General features: G+C 72.1%; 19 protein-coding genes. 2 read left to right on the forward strand and 17 right to left on the reverse strand.

The window, feature by feature from the left end; translation table 11 throughout:
- Positions 1-36: 36 nt before the first annotated feature.
- From NV263_RS24880 to NV263_RS24895, 4 genes are all read right to left on the reverse strand, one after another.
- Complete coding sequence (locus NV263_RS24880; protein ID WP_263249044.1) at positions 37-1470, reverse strand: sensor histidine kinase; 1434 nt, start codon at positions 1468-1470, stop codon at positions 37-39.
- Positions 1467-2168: a response regulator transcription factor gene (locus tag NV263_RS24885; protein WP_317630366.1), complete on the reverse strand. Its 702-nt coding sequence runs from the start codon at positions 2166-2168 to the stop codon at positions 1467-1469. Before NV263_RS24885 ends, NV263_RS24880 begins: the two co-directional genes overlap by 4 nt.
- Positions 2169-2315: 147 nt before the next feature.
- Complete coding sequence (locus tag NV263_RS24890) at positions 2316-4343, reverse strand: ArnT family glycosyltransferase (RefSeq protein WP_263249045.1); 2028 nt, start codon at positions 4341-4343, stop codon at positions 2316-2318.
- Positions 4340-5584 (reverse strand): bifunctional glycosyltransferase family 2/GtrA family protein, encoded by a 1245-nt coding sequence (locus NV263_RS24895; RefSeq protein ID WP_263249046.1) that lies wholly within the window; start codon positions 5582-5584, stop codon positions 4340-4342. Before NV263_RS24895 ends, NV263_RS24890 begins: the two co-directional genes overlap by 4 nt.
- A gap of 164 nt (positions 5585-5748) precedes the next feature.
- Here NV263_RS24895 and NV263_RS24900 point away from each other — a divergent pair, with 164 nt between their 5' ends.
- Positions 5749-7671, forward strand: coding sequence for an ArnT family glycosyltransferase (locus NV263_RS24900; protein WP_263249047.1), 1923 nt, complete (start codon positions 5749-5751; stop codon positions 7669-7671).
- Here the strand turns inward: NV263_RS24900 and mutM are convergent.
- The 12 genes from mutM to rsmD all read right to left on the reverse strand — a co-directional run bounded on the left by mutM (position 7665) and on the right by rsmD (position 16258).
- Positions 7665-8555: a bifunctional DNA-formamidopyrimidine glycosylase/DNA-(apurinic or apyrimidinic site) lyase gene (gene mutM / locus NV263_RS24905; RefSeq protein ID WP_263249048.1), complete on the reverse strand. Its 891-nt coding sequence runs from the start codon at positions 8553-8555 to the stop codon at positions 7665-7667. The genes NV263_RS24900 and mutM overlap by 7 nt on opposite strands.
- 33 nt (positions 8556-8588) lie before the next feature.
- Complete coding sequence (gene rnc / locus NV263_RS24910) at positions 8589-9353, reverse strand: ribonuclease III (protein ID WP_263249049.1); 765 nt, start codon at positions 9351-9353, stop codon at positions 8589-8591.
- 14 nt (positions 9354-9367) lie between these two features.
- Positions 9368-9550 carry a 50S ribosomal protein L32 gene (gene rpmF / locus NV263_RS24915; RefSeq protein ID WP_263249050.1) on the reverse strand — a complete coding sequence of 61 codons (183 nt, stop codon included), beginning with the start codon at positions 9548-9550 and terminating at the stop codon, positions 9368-9370.
- A 2-nt stretch (positions 9551-9552) separates the two neighbouring features.
- The gene (locus tag NV263_RS24920; RefSeq protein WP_263249051.1) at positions 9553-10125 is read right to left on the reverse strand and encodes a YceD family protein; all 573 of its coding nucleotides are present in this window, start codon (positions 10123-10125) and stop codon (positions 9553-9555) included.
- Positions 10126-10268: 143 nt separating this feature from the next.
- Complete coding sequence (locus tag NV263_RS24925; protein ID WP_263249052.1) at positions 10269-11474, reverse strand: hypothetical protein; 1206 nt, start codon at positions 11472-11474, stop codon at positions 10269-10271.
- Between the two features lie 18 nt (positions 11475-11492).
- Entirely contained in the window at positions 11493-12086 is a 594-nt protein-coding gene (locus tag NV263_RS24930) for a DUF3558 domain-containing protein (RefSeq protein WP_263249053.1), read from the reverse strand.
- The gene (locus NV263_RS24935) at positions 12083-12412 is read right to left on the reverse strand and encodes a hypothetical protein (RefSeq protein WP_263249054.1); all 330 of its coding nucleotides are present in this window, start codon (positions 12410-12412) and stop codon (positions 12083-12085) included. The genes NV263_RS24930 and NV263_RS24935 overlap by 4 nt, the downstream gene beginning before the upstream one ends.
- Before the next feature lie 99 nt (positions 12413-12511).
- Positions 12512-13369, reverse strand: a complete 858-nt coding sequence (locus tag NV263_RS24940; protein ID WP_263249055.1) for an ESX secretion-associated protein EspG — start codon at positions 13367-13369, stop codon at positions 12512-12514.
- A 270-nt stretch (positions 13370-13639) separates the two neighbouring features.
- A complete protein-coding gene (locus NV263_RS24945; protein WP_263249056.1) occupies positions 13640-14395 on the reverse strand; it encodes a DivIVA domain-containing protein in 756 nt (251 codons plus the stop codon).
- 205 nt (positions 14396-14600) lie between these two features.
- Positions 14601-15023 (reverse strand): ribonuclease, encoded by a 423-nt coding sequence (locus tag NV263_RS24950; protein WP_263249057.1) that lies wholly within the window; start codon positions 15021-15023, stop codon positions 14601-14603.
- Positions 15024-15124: 101 nt separating this feature from the next.
- A complete protein-coding gene (coaD, locus tag NV263_RS24955) occupies positions 15125-15604 on the reverse strand; it encodes a pantetheine-phosphate adenylyltransferase (protein ID WP_263249058.1) in 480 nt (159 codons plus the stop codon).
- 93 nt (positions 15605-15697) lie between these two features.
- Positions 15698-16258: a 16S rRNA (guanine(966)-N(2))-methyltransferase RsmD gene (gene rsmD / locus NV263_RS24960; protein WP_263249059.1), complete on the reverse strand. Its 561-nt coding sequence runs from the start codon at positions 16256-16258 to the stop codon at positions 15698-15700.
- Positions 16259-16414: 156 nt separating this feature from the next.
- Here rsmD and NV263_RS24965 point away from each other — a divergent pair, with 156 nt between their 5' ends.
- Positions 16415-18454, forward strand: coding sequence for a HelD family protein (locus NV263_RS24965; RefSeq protein WP_263249060.1), 2040 nt, complete (start codon positions 16415-16417; stop codon positions 18452-18454).
- A 100-nt stretch (positions 18455-18554) separates the two neighbouring features.
- On the opposite strand, the gene NV263_RS24970 is transcribed toward NV263_RS24965, so the two are convergent.
- Positions 18555-19007 (reverse strand): L,D-transpeptidase, encoded by a 453-nt coding sequence (locus NV263_RS24970; protein WP_263249061.1) that lies wholly within the window; start codon positions 19005-19007, stop codon positions 18555-18557.
- Positions 19008-19128 lie beyond the last annotated feature (121 nt).

Below are 19128 nucleotides of genomic sequence, written 5' to 3' on the forward strand. Positions count from 1 at the left end.
ACGAAGGTTCCGCCACGCACAACGAGTCCGACGACCTCAGGACAGCGGGAGCAGGAGGCGGAAGGTGCTGCCCCCGGACCGGTTGCCGCGGAGTTCGACGCGACCGTTGTGCGCCTCCGCCAGCGCCGCGGTGATCGCCAGACCGAGCCCGGTGCTGCCGGAGGCGCGCTCCCGCCCGTCGGCCACCCGGTAGAAGCGGTCGAACACCCGGCGGGCGTGCTCCGGGGCGATGCCCGGTCCGCTGTCGGCGACCTCGACGACCCCCAGCTGCGTCCCGACCGGGATCTCCGCCCCGGCCGCAGCCGCCGCCCGGCCGTCCACCACGCCGTGCCCCACCGACAACCGCACCGGACTCCCGGGCGTGGTGTGCACCAGGGCGTTGGTCACCAGGTTCGCCACCACCTGCCGCAACCGCGCCGAGTCGCCCAGCACCCGCACGGCGTGGCCGGGGTCGTCGACGACGATCTCCCGCTGCGGGTCGCGGGCGCGCGCGTCGTGCGCGGCGTCGTGCACCAGCGGCACGAGGTCCAGGTCGGTCAGCTCGACCGACCGCTCCCGGTCCAGCCGCGCCAGCAGCAGCAGGTCCTCCACCAGCGACCCCATCCGCTGCGCCTCGCCCTCGATGCGCGACATCATCAGCCGCACGTCCTCCTCGCGCGGCTCGCTGCTGCGCCGGTAGAGCTCGGCGAAACCGCGGATCGACGTCAGCGGCGTCCGCAGCTCGTGCGAGGCGTCCGCCACGAACCGGCGCAACCGCTGCTCGGAGTGCTCGCGCTGCTGCAACGCGTCGACCAGCCGCTCCAGCATGGTGTTCAGCGCCGAACCGAGCCTGCCGGTCTCGGTCCGCGGATCCCGGTCCGGCACCCGGCGGTCGAGCTGGCCGGCGGCGATGGCGTCCGCGGTGTGCTCGATGCGGGTCAGCGGCCGCAGCCCGAGGCGCACCGTGACGGCAGCCGCGGCGACCAGCAGCACCAGCATCGCCGCCCCGACGACGAGTTCGATGTTGACCAGCTGCTGCACGGTGACGTCGATGTTGCGCATGGACAACGCCAGCGCGATCACCTGCCCGTCGGGGAGGTGGCTGGTCCGCACCCGCCAGCCGGCCCCGCCGGTGCGGTCCGGCACGGTGCGGATCTCCGGACCGTGCTCGGGGTTGTGCACCACCGGTCCGGTCGGGTCCGACTCGGACTGCCCGAGCATGGTGACCGGTCTGCCGTCGCGGTCGAAGAACAGCACCCGGAAGTCGGTGGGCAGGTTGCCGTGCCCGGGGTTCTCGCCCGGCGGCATCGGAGGCGGGTGCTCGCCCCGCTCCCACGGCTGGGCCATGCCGACCAGCCGTTCGTCCACATGCGACACCAGGGACCGCTCCAGCAGCGCGGTGGAGGCGAAGCCCATCAGCCCCAACCCCACCGCGGTCACGCACAACAACGCCAGGACCAACCGCCCGCGCAGTGTGCGCAGCACCCTCACCGGTCCTCCGGCGGTCGTCGCAGCACGTACCCGACGCCGCGGATGGTGTGGATCAGCGGCGCCTGGCCCGAGTCGACCTTGCGGCGCAGGTAGCTGATGTAGGACTCCACTATCCGGCTGTCCCCGCCGAACTCGTAGTTCCACACCCGGTCGAGTATCTGCACCTTGCTGACCACCTTCTCCGCGTTGATCAACAGGTAGCGCAACAGCTTGAACTCGGTCGGCGACAGGCTCACCAGTCGCCCGGCGCGGCGCACCTCGTAGGTCTCCTCGTCGAGTTCGAGGTCCTGGTAGCGCAGCAGCGAGTCGGTGCTCTGCGCCGGGCGGACCCGCCGCAGGATGGCCCGCAGCCGCAGCACCACCTCGTCCAGGCTGAAGGGTTTGGTGACGTAGTCGTCACCGCCCGCGGTGAGCCCCGCGATGCGGTCCTCGACGGCGTCGCGCGCGGTCAGGAACAGCACCGGCACGTGGTTGCCGCTGTCCCGCAGCCGCGTCGCGACGGAGAAGCCGTCCTGGTCGGGCAGCATCACGTCGAGCACCACGATGTCGGGGCGGAACTCGTCGGCCGCTCGCAGCGCGTCGGCCCCGGTCGCCGCGCCCCGCACCTCGAAACCGCTCAGGCGCAGCGCAGCGGTGAGCAGTTCGAGGATGTTGGGTTCGTCGTCGACGACCAGGACCCTCGCGTCGGTCTCCGTCACGTCCTCCAGGGTGACGCGGCTTCCTGGGAAAACCCTGGGTGGAGGCTGGGAACCTCCGAAGGGGGCGCGGCGAGCGGTGCCGGCCGCTTCCTCATTCCGGGGCGCACGCCCGCAACCGGCACCGCCGCGCACGACGAGCACGGGCGCTCATCCGCACGAGTACAGCTGCTGCTCCCCGCCGAACGGACCGTCCCCCTGCTGCTGCCCGGTGCCGCCGTAGGCGGCCGGGTCGACGAGCGCGCAGTTGCGCTTCACCCACTGCTCGCGCTGCTGGCGGAGTTCGCCGCCGGGCATGCCGGGCGGGCCCTGTCCGGCGCCGGGCCCGTGCGGCGTGCCGGGCATCCGACCGGAACCGCCGGGACCGCCGCCGAGCAGCACGAAGCCGAGCTTCCCGGCCCGCTTCCACTCGGTGAGCTGCGCCACCGAGGGGGCGTTGTCGCTGCCCATGAACCCGCCCATGCCGACCACGGTGAGGTCCGAGTCCAGCAGGTACGCCGAGGCACCGTGGGCACCGCCCTCCACGGCCATCGGCACCTCCTTGCCCCCGGCGTGCTCCTGGACGTAGGCCAGCAGCTTGCGCTGCTCGGCGCTAAGCGTCTCGCCGGCGTCCCCCCGGGCCTGGCCGTGCCGCCGGTCCCCCGACATCCCCGGCGGGAGCCCGCGGCCGCCGCCCGGCATGCCCATCTCCGGCGGTCCGGCCATCGGGTTGGCCCCGCCCATCGGACTGGCCTGCCCGCTGGTGGCGCCGAGCGCCGACCACGCCGTCGGCACCAGCAGCATCGCCGCGAGCCCCAGCGCGAACCCGGCGCGGCCGAAGCGCCCCCGGACCAGCAGCGCGACCAGCGCCACCGCCCCGAGCGCCAGCGCGGCGTAGCCCGCCCACGGGTGCCAGCTCAGGTCCCGCGCGACGAGCGTGAACGCCCACCCCGCGGTGATCGCGACACCCAGCGGCAGCAGCAGCCACGACAGCCCCACCGGCGAGGTGTACCAGCGCCAGAACCGGACCAGCCCGGCACCGGCCACCGCGCCGACCGCGGGCGCGAGCATCGTCGTGTAGTACGGGTGCATGATCCCCTGGGCGAAGCTGAACATGAACCCGACGGTCACCAGCCAGCCGCCCCAGAGCACCCAGCCCGCGACGTGCTCGCGCGCCACCGCGCGGGTGCGCGCCCCGGCGACGACGACCGCCACGAGCACCAGCAGGCACAGCGGCAGCAACCAGCTGATCTGACCGCCGAGCTGCTCGTTGAACAGCCGCAGCGGTCCGGAGCTGCCGGAGAACCCGCCACCGCCACCGGGGCCACCACCCGGACCGCCGCCGTGGTGACCACCGGGGCCCATGTTCCCGTCGCCACCGAGGATGCGGCCGAACCCGTTGTAGCCGAACACCAGGTCCCAGGCCGAACCGTTGGTGCTGCCGCCGATCCACGGCTTCGGCGCGGGCCACAGCGCGGTCGCCGCGATCCACCAGAACGAGCTGACCAGCAGCACGACCGCGGCGACCGCGAGGTCGGCCACCCGCCGTCCCCACGAGGCCCGGCTGCCGACCAGGTACGCCGCGACGAACGCGGGAAGCACCATCCACGCCTGCAACATCTTGGTCAGGAACCCGCAGCCCACCAGGAAGGCGGCCAACGCGAGCCACCCGGTCGCACCGCGCCGCCCGAACGACCGCGTCATCGCGTACGCGGCGGCCACCACGAGCAGCACCAGCAGGGTGTCCGGGTTGTTGTCCCGGTTGATCAGCACCGTGATCGGCGTCAGCGCCAGCACCAGCGCGGCCAGCAGCGCGGCGTGCTCACCGGCCCACCGCCGCACCGTGCGGTGCAGCAGGAACACCGCGGCGACTCCGGCGACCACCTGCGGCAGCAGCAACGCGGCCTTGTCGAACCCGAACACCCAGGTCGACAGCACCTGCACCCACAGCGCCATCGGCGGTTTGTCCACTGTGACCACTCCGACCGGGTCGAAGGAGCCGAAGAAGAAGTTCTCGAACCCCTGCGACATCGACCGGACCGCGGCCGAGTAGTACGAATTTCCCCAGGAACTCCCGAGCCCCCAGCCGTAGAGCACCGCCGACGCGGCGCAGATGGCGGCGAGCGCCCACGGCTGCCAGCGGCTCCGGACCGGTGTTGTTCCGGGACCGGCGAGCGGTGCGCTCTGCACTGTCGTCATGCGCTTTCCTCCTCGCGCGCGGCGAAAACCCACGACCGCAGCAGCACGAACCGCAACGCGGTGCCGACCACCGACGACACGATCAGCACCAGGACCTCGGTGAACCGCGACGCCCCCGGATCCAGCACCTGCAAGCCCAGCAGCGCGCCCGAGGTCACCACGTAGTACAGGACGAACACGACGAGCCCCTGCAGGTGCACGCGGCCGGAGGACGCGGACTGCCGGAGGAACGTGTACCGGCGGTTGGCCTCGGTGTTCCAGAGCGTGGTGACGGTCAGCGCGACGAAGTTGGCCAGCAGCGTCGGCCACCACTCCCGCAGCAGCGCGTAGATCACCGAAGTGAGCGCGGTGGACACCACGCCGATGACGCCGAACGAGACCAGTTGCCACAGCAGCCCGTTCTCCCGTTCGGCGAGCACGGCCTGCGGGTGGGCCGCCCTCGGTTCGGGGCGCCGCGGCAGACCGTCCACCCGGGCCGCCCCGGTGATCTTGGCCCGCGCCACGCGGATCAGCCCGGCGACGTCGTCGAACGCGGTCCGCGCCACCTTCACCCGGGTGTCGACGTCCTCGACCCAGTCGACCGGAACCTCGTGCACGCGCAACCCGTTGTGCTCGGCGAGCAGCAGCAGTTCCGTGTCGAAGAACCACGAGTCGTCCGCGACGTGGTCGAGCAGCGGCCGCACGACATCGGTCCGCGCGGCCTTGAAACCGCACTGCGCGTCGGTGAACCGCGCTCCGTGCGTCCAGCGGATCATCCTGTTGTAGCAGCGGGAGATCAGCTCCCGCTTGCCGCCGCGCACGGTGCGCGCCCCGGGCGCCAGGCGCGACCCGATGGCCAGGTCGGAGTGCCCGTTGACCAGCGGCGCCACCAGCGGCAGCAGCGCGTCCAGCCCGGTCGAGAGGTCGACGTCCATGTACACCACGACGTCGGCATCGCTGTAGCCCCAGGCGGTGCGCAGCGCGAGGCCGCGGCCCTTGCGGTCCAGGTGGAGCACGCGCACCTGGTCCGTCGCCTCGGCGAGTTCCCGCGCGACGCGCAGGGTGGCGTCGGTGCTGGCGTTGTCCACGACGGTGATGGACCACTGGAACGGGAAGTTCTCCCGCAGGTGCCTGCTGAGCACCTCCACGCACCCGGGCAGCGACCGCTCCTCGTTGTGCACCGGGACCACCACGTCGACGGTCGCGGTCGACCGCGCTACCCGCCGCGCGGTGTCCGCGTCGAGTTGCGGCACCGCACTCATTCCCACCACCTCGCTTCCGGCTCGGAGTCAACCGCATCCATGAAGCCGGACCGAGGTGCGAAGCCCGTGCACACGACCTGGGAAAAGACTGGGAATGCGGGTGCGGGGAGTTCTCGCGGAACTCACACGCAACTCCCAGGTCGGTGCGCCACAGTCGGCACCCGATGCGACCAGAACCGAAAATCCGGGCGGCTTGGGAGCGTCCCGCGCTGTGCGCGGTGCTCGCGCTCAGCGCCTTCCTCAACTGCTGGGCCCTGTCGATCAACGGGTGGGCCAACACCTACTACTCGGCCGCGGTGCTCGGCATGACGCGGAGCTGGAAGGCGTTCTTCTTCGGCGCCCTGGACGCCGGCTCGTTCATCACCGTCGACAAACCCCCGCTGGCCCTGTGGGTGCAGGCGCTGTCGGCGCGCGTGTTCGGCCTCCACGCCTGGAGCCTGCTGCTGCCGCAGGCGGTGGCCGGAGCGCTGACCGTCGGGGTGGTGCACCACGTCGTGCGGCGCGGCTTCGGCCCGCTCGCCGCGACCGTCGCGGCGATCAGCCTCGCCGTGACCCCCATCGCCGTGGTGATGGCCCGCCACAACAACCCGGACGCGCTGCTCGCCCTGCTGCTGGCGCTGGCCCTGTGGGCGGCCTCGAACGCGGTCCGCTCCGGTCGGCTCGCACCGCTGCTGTGGTGCGCGGTCGCCGTCGGTCTGGCGTTCAACACCAAGATGCTCCAGGCGTACCTGGTGCTGCCGGTGATCGGCGTGGTCTACCTGGTCACGGCCGCACCGCGGCTGCCGCGCAGGTTGCTGGGCCTCGCTGCGGCCACCGCGACCCTCCTGCTGGTGAGCCTGTCCTGGATGACGGTGGTGGACCTGCTTCCGGCGGCATCGCGCCCGCACGTGGGCGGCAGCACCGACAACACGGTGTGGGACCTGGCCGTCGGGTACAACGGCCTCGGCCGCGTCGGCGGCCAGGCGCAGGTCATGTCGCCCGGGATGATGCCCGGCGGCGGAGCGGGCCACCCGCCTGGTCCCGGCCCGGGCGGTCCGCCGGGTGCTGGGATGCACGACGGGGGCTGGACGCGGCTGCTCACCGGCGAGGTCGCCCCGCAGATCGCCTGGCTGTTCCCGCTCGCCGTGTTCGGCGCGGTGGCGGTGCTGCTGCACCTGCGGGGTCGCCCCCGCCAGGACCCGCAGCGCGCGGACTTCCTGCTGTGGGCCGGAACGCTGCTGGTGACGGCGGTGGTGTTCAGCACCGCGTCCGGCATCTGGCACCCCTACTACACCGTCGCGCTCGCGGCCCCGCTGGCCGCGGTGGTCGGCATGGGCGTGACCGCCATGCTGCGGCTGGCCCGCGAGGGGTGGTGGGGCCTGCTGCTCCCCGTCTCGATCGCGGTCACCGGCGCCTGGTGCTACCACCTGCTGGACGAGACACCGGACTTCGTGCCGTGGCTGGGCCCGACCGTCGTGGCGCTCACCGCGGTCGCGTTGATCGCGACGGCGAACCCGCTGACCCGCCGCCCGCGGGTCGTGGCGGCGGGCACCGCGCTCGGCGTGGTCGCGGTGCTGGCCGGACCGACCGCGTACGCGCTGACCCCGCTGTCCACCCCGGTCGCCGCGACGTTCCCCGCGGCGGGCCCGGCGCGCACCGCGGCCCACCGGCCCCCGCCGCACGGTCCTCCCGGTCCCGGACGCCGGTTCCGGGAGGGACCGCGCGACGAGACGATCGGGCCTGCGCTCACCCGCTACCTGGTGGAGCACCACCGGAACGAAACGTGGCTGGTCGCCGTGGTCGGCTCCATGGTCGCCGCGCCCGTCATCCTGGACACCGGCCGACCGGTGATGGCGGTCGGCGGGTACAACGGCGACGACCCGGCACCGACGGTCGACGAGCTGCGCCGCGACGTCCACGCAGGACTGCTGCGCTACGTCTGGACCGGCGGGAGTTCGGGTGTCCGCGGCATGGGCGGCCCGGTCGACACCCGCGTCGTGGACGAGTCGATGTCCTGGGTCGCGCACCACTGCGCGGTGGTGCCGCCCGCCGACTACGGGGCGGCCCCGGGGTCGTCGACGCAGCTCTACGACTGCCGCGGTCAGTAGTGCGCGTTGCGCGGCGTCGGCTGGCAGGCGGGGCAGGTGTAGGACGAGCGGTTCATGAACGAGTCCCGCCGCACCGACGCCCCGCAGCGCGGGCACGGCATTCCCGCCTGCCCGTACACCGCCAACGAGCGGTCGAAGTACCCGGACTCGCCGTTGACGTTGACGTACAGCGCGTCGAACGACGTGCCGCCCGCTTTCAGGGCGTCCTGCATGACGTCGTCCACGGCACCGAACAGCTCGCGGATCTTGGGCCGGGTGAGCGTCGCGGTGGGCCGGGCCCAGTGCAGCTTGGCCCGCCACAGCGCCTCGTCGGCGTAGATGTTGCCGATGCCGGAGACCAGGCTCTGGTCGAGCAGCGCGCGTTTGACCCCGGTGCGCCGGTTGCGCATCCGGGCCGCCACGGCCTCGACGTCGAAGATCTGCTCCAGCGGGTCGGGCGCGATGTGCGCGACGGGCTCGGGCACCGCGATCCCGTCGACCTCGACCAGGTCGGCGAGGTGCAGCCCGCCGAACGTGCGCTGGTCGACGAACCGCAGCTCGGGACCGCCGTCGGCGAACCGGAACCGCACCCGCAGGTGCTTCTCGTCGGGCGTGCCCTCGGGCTGCACCAGCAGCTGGCCGCTCATCCCGAGGTGCGCGATCAGCGCCTCCCCGCCGGAGTCCTCGGTGGTCGGCTCACCGCCCAGCTCCAGCCACAGGTACTTGCCGCGGCGCCGCGCGGCCGCGAAGACCCGGCCGGTCAGCCGACCGGTGAAGTCCTCCGGTCCCGGCACGTGCCGCCGGACCGAGCGGGGATGCCGGACTTCGACGCTGGACACCGTGCGGCCGACCGCGTGCGCTTCCACACCGCGCCGGACGACCTCGACCTCAGGCAACTCGGGCACGAACGCATCTTCGACCACGCCCGCGCCCGGCCGTCAGGCACCCCCGGCGGACTCCTGCGCGCCGTCGGCCTGACCGTCGCCGACCTGCTCGGAAAGCTTGCGCCAGGCCGCCTCGGCGGCCTTCTGCTCGGCTTCCTTCTTGGTGCGCCCGTCACCGCGGCCGAGCGTGTCCCCGCCGACCGACACGAACGCGCTGAACTCCTTGCGGTGGTCCGGGCCCTGCTCCTCGACCCGGTACTCGGGGACGCCCAGCGAGGCGGCGGCGGTCAACTCCTGGAGGCTGGTCTTCCAGTCCAGACCGGCTCCGCGCTGCGGCGCCTCGGCCAGCAGCGGCGCGAACAGCCGGTGGATCACCTCGCGCGCGACGTCGATGCCGTTCTGCAGGTAGACCGCGCCGAGCACGGCCTCCAACCCGTCGGCCAGGATGCTCGCCTTGTCGCGCCCCCCGGTGAGCTCCTCGCCCCGGCCGAGCAGCAGGTGCTCGCCGAGACCGCCCTCACCGAGTCCCCGCGCGACGCCCGCGAGCGCGTGCATGTTGACGACGCTGGCGCGCAGCTTCGCCAACTGCCCTTCGGGCAGGTCGGGGTGCTCGTTGTACAGGTGGTCGGTGATCACCAGACCGAGCACCGCGTCGCCCAGGAACTCCAACCGCTCGTTCGGCGGCAACCCACCGTTCTCGTAGGCGTACGACCGGTGGGTGAGGGCAAGGGTGAGCAGCTCGGCGTCCAGTTCGACGCCGAGCGCCCGCAACAACGGCGCCCGGTCCACCTTCCGGGCCCGCGACTGCTTTCCCCCCACTGCACGACCGCCGATCAGGCAGGCGAGACGACCTGGCGGCCGTCGTACTGGCCGCAGGCCGGGCAGGCCACGTGCGGGAGCTTCGGCTCACGGCAGGCGCGGTTCTCGCACTGCACCAGCGCCGGCGCCGACGCCTTCCACTGCGACCGGCGGTGACGGGTGTTGGCCCGGGACATCTTGCGCTTCGGGACGGCCACGACTAGTTCTCCTCCTCGGTCCCGCCGAACCGCTCACGCAGCGCGGCCCAGCGAGGATCAATGGTCTCATGCGTGTGTTCGGGGGCGAGTTCGGCCCACTTGGCGCCGCACCCGGAGCACAGCCCCTGGCAGTCCGGCGAGCACAGCGGTGACGAGGGCAGCGACAGCAGCATCGCGTCCCGCACCACCGGTTCGAGGTCGATCAGTTCGTCGACGATCCGTCCGACCTCGTCCTCATCGGTGCTGGTGTCGGTGGCGCTGTCCGGGTAGGCGAACAGTTCCCGCACCTCGACCTCGACCTCGTCGGAGATCGGGTCCAGGCAGCGGGCGCACTCGCCGGTCAGCTTCGCGGTGGCGGTGCCCGACACCAGCACGCCCTCCACCACCGACTCGGCCAGCAGGTCGAGCTCGACCGGCTCGCCCTCCGGCACCCTGATCATGTCCAGGCCGAACCCGGCGGGCGCCGGGGCTCGGCGGGTGTAGGCGCGGCTGCTGCCCGCTCGGTGACCGATCTCCCGGGTGTCGAACACCCAGGGGCCGGTGTGCGCGGCGCGCGCTTCGTGGTTCTGAGACATCAGGTTCGGCAGTGTTTTCGCTCGGGTCCTGGCAGACGTCGGCGAGCGACGCATCGCCCGCAACCAGCTTTTCCAGGGTACGCGACCCGCGCGCCACGGCGAAAACAGCCCCTGCGCGCCGCCCGGGGCGGACGGGCCCGCGCTCAGTCGTCCTCGGGCGGCCGGGGCGGCTTGTCCTCGACAGCGGACCAGTCCCCGAACACCGGCGGCGCCACCCGCGGCAGTTCGAGATCCGCCCACGCCTCCCCGGTCGCCACCAGGTACTTGCCGGTCCGCTCCGCGTCCTCGTCGGACCGCCGACGGCGACCGGCGGGCGCACCACCACCGGCGACACCACCGCCCCGCGCGCCCGCACCGGCGCCACCGGAGCGCGAACCGCCCACCTCCGAACGACCACCCGGACCAGCACCCCGACCGGTACCCGCCCGGCCACCCGCGCCGGACACCCCACCGCCGGACGACTCACCGCTGCCCGGCGGCACGGCGACGCCACCGGAAGCCACCCCGGGCGCCGCCCCCGCCGGAGGCGCCGGGTCAGCGGCGGCCGGAGCCGCCCACGCCGCCTCCGACTCCGCAGGCACGTCCGCAGCGGGGTCCTCCGGCGCGGGGCGCTGCGGGGCGGGGTCCGCACCCGACGGATCCGCCACCTCCGGCGCCGCACCCCGAGGAGGCGGAACCCGCGGATCACCGCCCGGATTCCGCCCCACCGCGCTGGGCGGCCGACCGGCCTCCGGGCGCACCCGCGGCACCGGCTCGGTCGGAGCGGCCACCACGTCGGCGTCGAACTTCGGCGGCGGCGCGAACCGCGGCATGGAGGCGACCCGCTCGTTGCTGGCCCGCGCGTAGGACTCGTACTGCTGCCGAGCCCGCTCCTCGACCTCGGCGTGCACGACCTCGTGCGCAGCCCGCACCCCGGACTTCGCCGCGTACGACACGGGATTGACGTAGTCGGCCCACCCGATGTCGTCCGGAGGCACCTCGTGCGGAGGCGGAAACCCGTTCTTGAAATCCGCCGACCCCTGCGCCTGCTGCTCCACCGCCACTCCGACCTGCGCGGCCACGTCGATGGAACGCCGAGTGGCGTTGACCAGCGGAGTCACGGCCTCCTTGGCCTGCTTCCCCGCAGCCCCCTGCATGACGACGTCGAACGTCCGGAGCACCCGCCGCAGCTCCGCCTCAGCTCGTTCGAAGGCAGAACGGACCTCGCACATCCACCGCCATGCCGCCTGCGACGCGGGCTTCGGCCCGGGCCCGGACCGCACCTCCCCGAAGACCTTCCGGTGGTCGAACTCCACCTGCGCCCGGTCCGGCACTTCCCGACCGCCGAACAACCAGTCGAACAACACCATGCTCCCCAGTCCCCCACGTCACGCCGGAGGCAGGTTCTCCAACACCATCCCCGCGATCCGATCCGCCACCGCACACGGATCCGCGTACTCCGGCTTCCCCTGTCCTTCAGAACCCGTTTGGAAGTACACCAGGAACAATTCCTTGTCCGACGTCCCGACGTACGTCCCGCAAGAACCTGAACTGATGCCGTAATGCACCGCTGGATAGCCGCTGACCTCGACATCCGGTTTTCCGCCCGCCCCCGCGGTCATCGCCACCCACCGCAGCCCCTGCTGCTGGAGCGTATCCGGCGACACTTTGAGCGTGAAGAGTTGATTACGCCATTTGCAGGCCGCCTGCCCCCACTCGGACTGCGCTGCGGCGGCTTGCCCCGCGTTGAGCTGCGCGAGCTGTTCCGGGGACAACAGCTGACAAGGATCGGAAAACGCCGCCAGCTTCTTCGGGTGCTCGATGTGGAGCGGATCCGATTTCCCCGCCGGAGAAGGAACGAGGGACGGTGGCGGCGCGGAAGACGGCTGCGGTGTCCCGGAAACCGACGCCGTGCAGCTGGCCAGTCCGAACGCCATCAGTGCCGCCGACGCCGCGAGGACACGCGTGGTGTGCGCAGTCATGCCATCCGGTTCCCGTCGTCGATGCGCTTGTGCTCATCGATCGACTTCTGGACCGCGTCCTTGAAGTCCGCGATCCACCGGGCCATCCCGTCGGCGGTTTCGTAGAGGCTACCTTCACCACCCTGGGCGCGTTCTCCGATTTTCCGAAAAACGTCCACTGTCACCTCATCACCGAACGGCGAGGGGATGTTTCCCAACTCCGCGGCCCTTTCCCGCGCCGTCTCGTACTTCGCCCGCACTTCGTCGAGCTCGGCAAGCAGTTCGGAAGCGCGATCGAGATCGACGTAGAACGCCGAGTGGCCGCGCACTCTGGCAGGATCTCCCACAGTTGCCCTCCTGTTTCGGCTTCCCGACCGGACATGACAGTGGCATATATCACGCTCCCACAGGAAAGAACCGAACGGAATCACCCATACTTCGGACGCTCAGAGGCGTGATGACAAACGATCTTCGCCCAATTGGAGGTGCATCCTGTCACGGTATTCACATAAGGCGACGGCGATGACTTTCGCACTCCCCGGCCCGACGACCGTCCGCTCCCCACCGGGTGGCTGCGGGATCTGGGCGACGCGGCCCGCGGGGCTGTGGTGGACGGTGATCGCCCAGGGTGCGAGGTGGCCGGCGCCGCGGGTGTCGCGGACGGCGACGTTGAAGTGGGCGGTGGTGCGGTCAGCGAGCTTGCAGAAGCGGCCGATCTCCCTCGCGTCCGAGGCGGGGACGTCGGCCTGGCCGAGTTCGTAGGCGATCCAGTCACCCTGGTCGGCCCGGTGGTTCTCGGCTTCGATCCCGGCCGCGCGCAGCACGCCGGTCGGTACCTCGACCGCCCGGCCCGGCGCCGGGGCGACGTCTGGCAGGCAGGCCACCAGCGCGCGCTCGGCGGCATCCGGCCGCACCTCGTCGATCCGCACCCGTTCACCGCGCAGCACGATCCGGAAGGCCAGCCCCCGCGACGCGGCCACCAGCGCCCGCGTTTCGGCGCTGTCCGGGGCGTTCAGGTACAGGTACGCCAACGACGGCCCGTAGACCAGCGTCGAGACGATCTCGTACCAGCTGTCGTCGAGCCGACCGCTGCGCTCGATCCAGCCCTTGGCCCGGACGCTGGCCTCCGCCTCCGCCAACGTGGCCCGCGGATCGTCGGGCCGCGGCAGCCCGCTGGCGCGGGAGGCGACGAAGACCGGAACGTCGAACTTCCGCCTCGCCTCGACCGCCGAGACCAGCCCGGCCTCGTGGCGGGCGCGTTCCTGGCGCACGATCGCGCCGAACTCCCAGAAGCTGCACTCCACCCCAGCACCCCCGTCCCACTCGGACCGGACGCACGCGCACCGACCGATCTTGGCGCTGCGACGGGGAAAAATGTGGCCATCAGGGCACTTCCACCCGGATGGCTCGGGCTCGGGCGGAGTACCGCGCCGCCGGGCGGCGGAGCGCATCGACCGGTGTCGCCGACGGCCTGCCGGGGCCGGAACCGGCCATCGCACCGGTGCGGGGAAGACCGGAGAGCGCCTCGCGGCGGGCGGCCGCCAGGGGAACACCGTCCCGGCGGAGGGGGCGGCCTAGTTGTCCGAGTCACCGCCGTTCTGCGCTGCTCCGGCGCGCGCCGGGTTCCACTCCTCGTAGTCGAACGGGGCGCCGACCGGGGTGCGCAGCTGCTGGCGACCCTTGCCGACGGTGCGCAGCGTGCGGCTGAGGAGGTCTTCGAAGTCCGCCAGGCGGGAGTCGACGTAGGCGTCGCAGTCGCCGCGGAGGCGTTCGGCGTCGTTGTGCGCCTCGTCCACGATGCGCTTGGCCTCGGTCTTGGCGGCCTGGACCACCTCGGTGTCGGCGACCAGCCGCGACTGTTCGGACTTGCCCTCGTGGACGGACTGCTCGTAGGCGGCGCGGCCGGCCTGGACCATGCGGTCGGCCTCGGACTGCGCCCGGCTGATGTAGTCCTCGTACTCGCGGCGGCCGGAGTTGACGGTCTGCTCGGCCTGGGCGCGCGCTTCGGAGAGCAGCTGGTCGGCCTGCTCGCGGGCCTCGGCGAGCATCCGCTCGGCCTCGGTGCGGGCCTCGGCCACGGTGCGCTCGGCCTCCGACTGCGCGTCGCCGACGGTCTGGTCGGCCTGCGACTGCGCCTTGGCGACCAGGTCGTCGCGGTGGTCGAGCACGTCCTGGGCGTCGTCGAGCTCCTGCGGGATGGCGTCCCGCACGTCGTCGAGCAGTTCCAGCACGTCACCTCGGGGGACGACGCAGCCCGAGGTCATCGGGACGCCGCGCGCCTCCTCGACGATCGTGACGAGTTCGTCCAGCGCCTCGAACACCCGGTACACGTTGATCTCCCTGCACTCCGTTGCCGACCAGGGTTGCCGCCCAGGTGGCAAGCATGTCAGAACGGCCGAGGACGTCGCGATCACGGTCTGTCCGCCGTCCAGTCTGCCCGTGCCGCGCGACCGGGCGCGGGATATCCGGTGTCCGGGGCGTGTCAACGACGTCCGGCGCCCGCCCGGCGGACCGGGCGGGCGCCGGATCGTCGGTTCACGCGTCGACGTTGGTCAGCTTGAAGCTCTTGTAGTGGTCGTCGGTGTAGAAGTACTCGCCCTTCTCACCGGTGACGAAGCGGCGCGCGCCGCGGTCGTCGCTGCCGGGCGTCTTGACGGTGTACTCGTGGTAGTAGCCCTTCTGGCAGTCCGGCAGCACGCCTTCGCGGTTGTCGAAGACCTGCCCGTCCTGCGGGTACGGGTAGGGCCCGCCCTTCTTGATCAGGTTGACGGTGTCGGTGGCTTCCGGCGGCAGCTGCGACAGGTTGACCTTGGCGAAGCCCGAGGTGTCCCCGCACGACGCCTGCGCCACCGAGGCGGGCGGCGCGGACAGGGCACCGGTCTGGAGACCGAGGACACCGGCGGCGACGAGCAACCCGGCCAGCAGCATCCGCACTGCGTTCACTGTGATCCGCTTCATAGCGAATGACGCTAATGCGAGCAGGTGATCAGCTCGTGGCGTTGGCGTGAATCCGAAACGCAGTGCCGCCTCATCGCGTGAAAATTCCCCACCCGAACGGGTCAGTTCTCGGTGAGACGCTCCCGCAGGCGCTGCTCGATCTTGGGCGGCAGCAGGTTGGAGACGTCGCCGCCGTAGGTGGCGACCTCCTTCACCAGCGAGCTGGCCAGGAAGCTGTACAGCGGGTTGGTGGACATGAACAACGTCTCGACGCCGGAGAGCCGCTGGTTCATCTGCGCCATCTGGAGTTCGTAGTCGAAGTCGCTGACCGCGCGCAGGCCCTTGACGATGGCGCCGATGTCGTTGGCCCGGCAGTAGTCCACCAGCAGGCCGTGCCAGGAGTCGATGCGGACGTTGGGCCACTGCGCGGTGACCTCGCGCAGCATGTCCAGCCGCTCCTCGACGGTGAACAGGCTCTTCTTGTTCTTGTTCACCAGCACCGCGACGACGACCTCGTCGAACAGCTTCGCGGCTCGCTCGATGATGTCCAGATGACCGTTCGTCACCGGGTCGTAAGAGCCTGGACACACGGCACGCCTCATGTGCCGGGACGTTAGCAGCAGGCCCGGTGAACACCCATGACGACGTGGTGCGGGTCACCGGCGCGGACTGGTGGGGCAGGAATTGCGCCGCAGTTACACCGGGAGGTGCACCGCCCAGTGCACGACCGTGTCGCCGTAGCGCCGGGAGCGGGTGGCCTCCAGCGCCGCGGGCCAGTCGGGCTCGCCGCTGCGCGCCGCGCGTTCCACGACGACGACGCTGCCGGGGACCGTCCAGCCGTGCTCGACCAGCGCCTGAAGGACCGCCCGCAACCGGTCGCCGGACAGGTCGTAGGGCGGGTCGGCGAGCACCACGTCGTAGGGCTGCGCCGGGGGCCCGGCGAGCAGGGTCTCGGCCTTGGCCTGCTCGACGTGCGCGCCGGCGAGACCGAGGGCGGCGGCGTTGCGGCGCAGCAGCTGCGCGGCGCGGCGGTCGGCTTCGACGAAGGTGGCGTGCGCGGCACCGCGGGACAGCGCTTCGAGTCCGAGCGCGCCGGAACCGCCGTAGAGGTCGAGGACCCGCGCGCCGGAGAGGTCGACCGCCGATTCCAACGAGCTGAACAGGGCTTCGCGCACCCGTTCCGAGGTGGGTCTGGTGCCGCGCGGCGGCACCTCGATCCGCCGCCCGCCGACGCTTCCGGCCACGATCCGTGTCACGGGCCCCATCCTCGCGCATCGGCCGGTGCGGGCTGGATCGCAGGTCAGCCTACGCCTCGACGTCGGCGCCACCGCGCCCCGGGAGCGGCGAAGTCGGGGCGTGGTGGCACGTACTCTGGGGGGTCTGCCCATGGCGAGACGGGGAGAAGAAGCTCAGTGTCCGAAGCGTCCGTTCAGCAGGCCGAGATCGCGGTCGAGCAGGAGCACGTCGACCGCGTGCACCACCGCCTCGGTGAGTTGCGCACCGAGGCGGAGGCGATGCGCGCCAGGAGCTACGAGCACGGCAAGGAGGCGACGCCGGAAGCGCTCTACGAACGGGACGTGATGGTCCACCACGCGAACCGGACCCTGCAGGCGCTGGACGCCGAGTCCGAGGGCCTGGTGTTCGGCCGGCTGGACCTGGCCTCCGGCGACACCGTCCACATCGGACGACTCGGCATCCGCGACGAGCGGTTCGAGAACCTGCTGGTGGACTGGCGGGCCCCGATGGCCGCCGCGTTCTACCAGGCGACCCCGGAACACCCGCTGGACGTGGTGCGGCGCCGGGTGATCCGCTGCTCCCGCGAGCGCGTCGTGGACCTCTCCGACGACCTGCTCGACCCGGACCGCGCACCGGCCGACATGCGCGTGGTCGGCGAGGGCGCGCTGATGGCGGCGCTGACGCGGTCGCGGGGCGACTCCATGCGCAACATCGTGGCCACCATCCAGAAGGAGCAGGACGAGGCGATCCGCGCGCCCGAGGGCGGGGTCACCGAGATCACCGGCGGTCCGGGCACCGGCAAGACGGCGGTCGCGCTGCACCGCGCCGCGTACCTGCTGTACCGCGAGCAGCGCAGGCTCGGGGGCCCGGGCGTGCTGGTCGTCGGCCCGTCACCGGTGTTCATGTCCTACATCTCGCGCGTGCTGCCGTCGATGGGCGAGCACAACGTGGAGCTGCGGGCGCTCGGCGAGGTGCTGGACGGCCTCGCCGCGCAGCGGTTGGACGACCCGCGCACCGCGGAGGTCAAGGGCTCGCCGCGGATGGTCAAGGTGCTGCGGCGCGCCCTCCGGCTGCCGCCGCCGGACGCGCCCGAGCAGCTGCAGATCTTCTACCGGGGCGTGGTGCTCAAGCTGGGCGCCGACGAGCTCGGGAGGATCCGCCGGTCCCTGCACTCGAAGGGCTCGCAGCCCAACCGGTCCCGGATGCGGGCCGCCGACGCGCTGCTGGAGGCCCTGTGGCGGAAGGCGCAGGAGGCCGCCGACGACGACTTCCAGCCCGACCGCGAGCGGCTGATCACCGAGATCGGCGAACGCATCGAGTTCCACCGGTTCCTGGTCACCTGGTGGCCGCCGCTGTACCCGATGCAGGTGCTGCGCTGGCTGTCCGACCCGGGCCGGCTGGCGCGGGCGGCCCGCCGGCTGCTGTCCGCCGAGGAGATCGACCTGCTGGCCAAGTCGTGGACCGACGTGTCCGAGTGGACGGTGGCCGACGTCGCGCTGATCGACGAGCTGCGCACGCTCGCCGGACCGCCGCCGCGGCCGCGCCGCGCCGACCCGGACGAGGAGCCGCCGCCGCGCAACTACGACGAGTACGCGCACGTCGTGGTCGACGAGTCGCAGGACCTCTCGCCGATGCAGTGGCGCATGGTCGGCCGCCGGGGCAGGCACGCGAGCTGGACGATCGTCGGCGACCCGGTGCAGTCGTCCTGGCCCGACCCGGACGAGGCCGCCGAGGCGCGTCGCGAGGCGCTCAGCGGCGCCCGGTCGCACCGCCGCTTCACGCTGCGCACGAACTACCGCAACTCGGCGGAGATCTTCGCGCACGCCGCGGACGCGGTGCGCGACCTGGTGCCCGCGGACGACCTGCCGGCGGCGGTGCGCAGCACGGGGATCGAGCCGCGGGTGCGGGAGGTCGACGCCGCGGAACTCCCGGAGGCGGCGCGGTCGGAGACCGCCGAGCTGGTGGCCGGCACCGAGGGCACCGTGGGCGTGATCACGACGATGGCGCGCCGCGACGAGGTCCGGGAGTGGCTGTCGGCGGTGGATTCCGAGCGGCTGCGGGTGGTCGGCAGCCTGGAGGCCAAGGGCATGGAGTACGACGGCGTTCTCGTCGTCGACCCGGACGGGCTGGCCGCGGAGTCCTCGACCGGTCGCCGCGCCCTCTACGTGGCGCTGAGCCGGGCGACCCAGCTGCTCGCGGTGCTGCGGACCCGCTGACGCGCGAAGTCCCCGTCCGATCGCGATCGGACGGGGACTTCGCGGACGGGTCAGTGCCTGCTACCGCACCGCCACGCAAAACGAGTGCGAAGACGGGATCTCAGGGCAGGACCTGGACCTCGTCTCCCTGGTTGAGGGTGTCGAAGAAGCGCTTCGCGGCGGTCGTCGACAGGTGGACGCAGCCGTTCGACTGGGCCTTCAGGCTGCCCTCGTGGAAGGCCACGCCGGTGTTGGTGAAGAACACCGAGTTCGGCATGGGCGCGTTGTTGAACTCGCGGCTGCGGTGGTCGGCGTCCTTCCACAGCACGTGGAACACGCCGGTCGGGGTCTCCGAGCCGGGCTTGCCGCTGGTCAGCGGCACCGGCCCGTAGGACGTCGTGCCGTCGGGGTTCTGCAGCCACGCCTGCTTGGTGGACAGGCTCACGCACGCCTTGGCGGTGGCCTCGCACGGGCTCGGGCTCAGACCCGTGGCCTGCGCGCTCGCGGCGCCGGCGAACACACCTCCGGCGATCAGGGCCGCCACGGTGAACGCGGACGCTTTCCTGGTGCGCATCGTTCTCCTCGACTTTCGTTCGGCTGGTACCGACCGTGCCATACGTTCGTGTGACGCTCGGAGGCTGGACCGGTTGTCCGCACGCCTGGAGATTCGCGCGAACGTCGCAACACCGAAGCCG

Source organism: Saccharopolyspora rosea, assembly GCF_025643595.1.
Classification (GTDB): domain Bacteria; phylum Actinomycetota; class Actinomycetes; order Mycobacteriales; family Pseudonocardiaceae; genus Saccharopolyspora; species Saccharopolyspora rosea.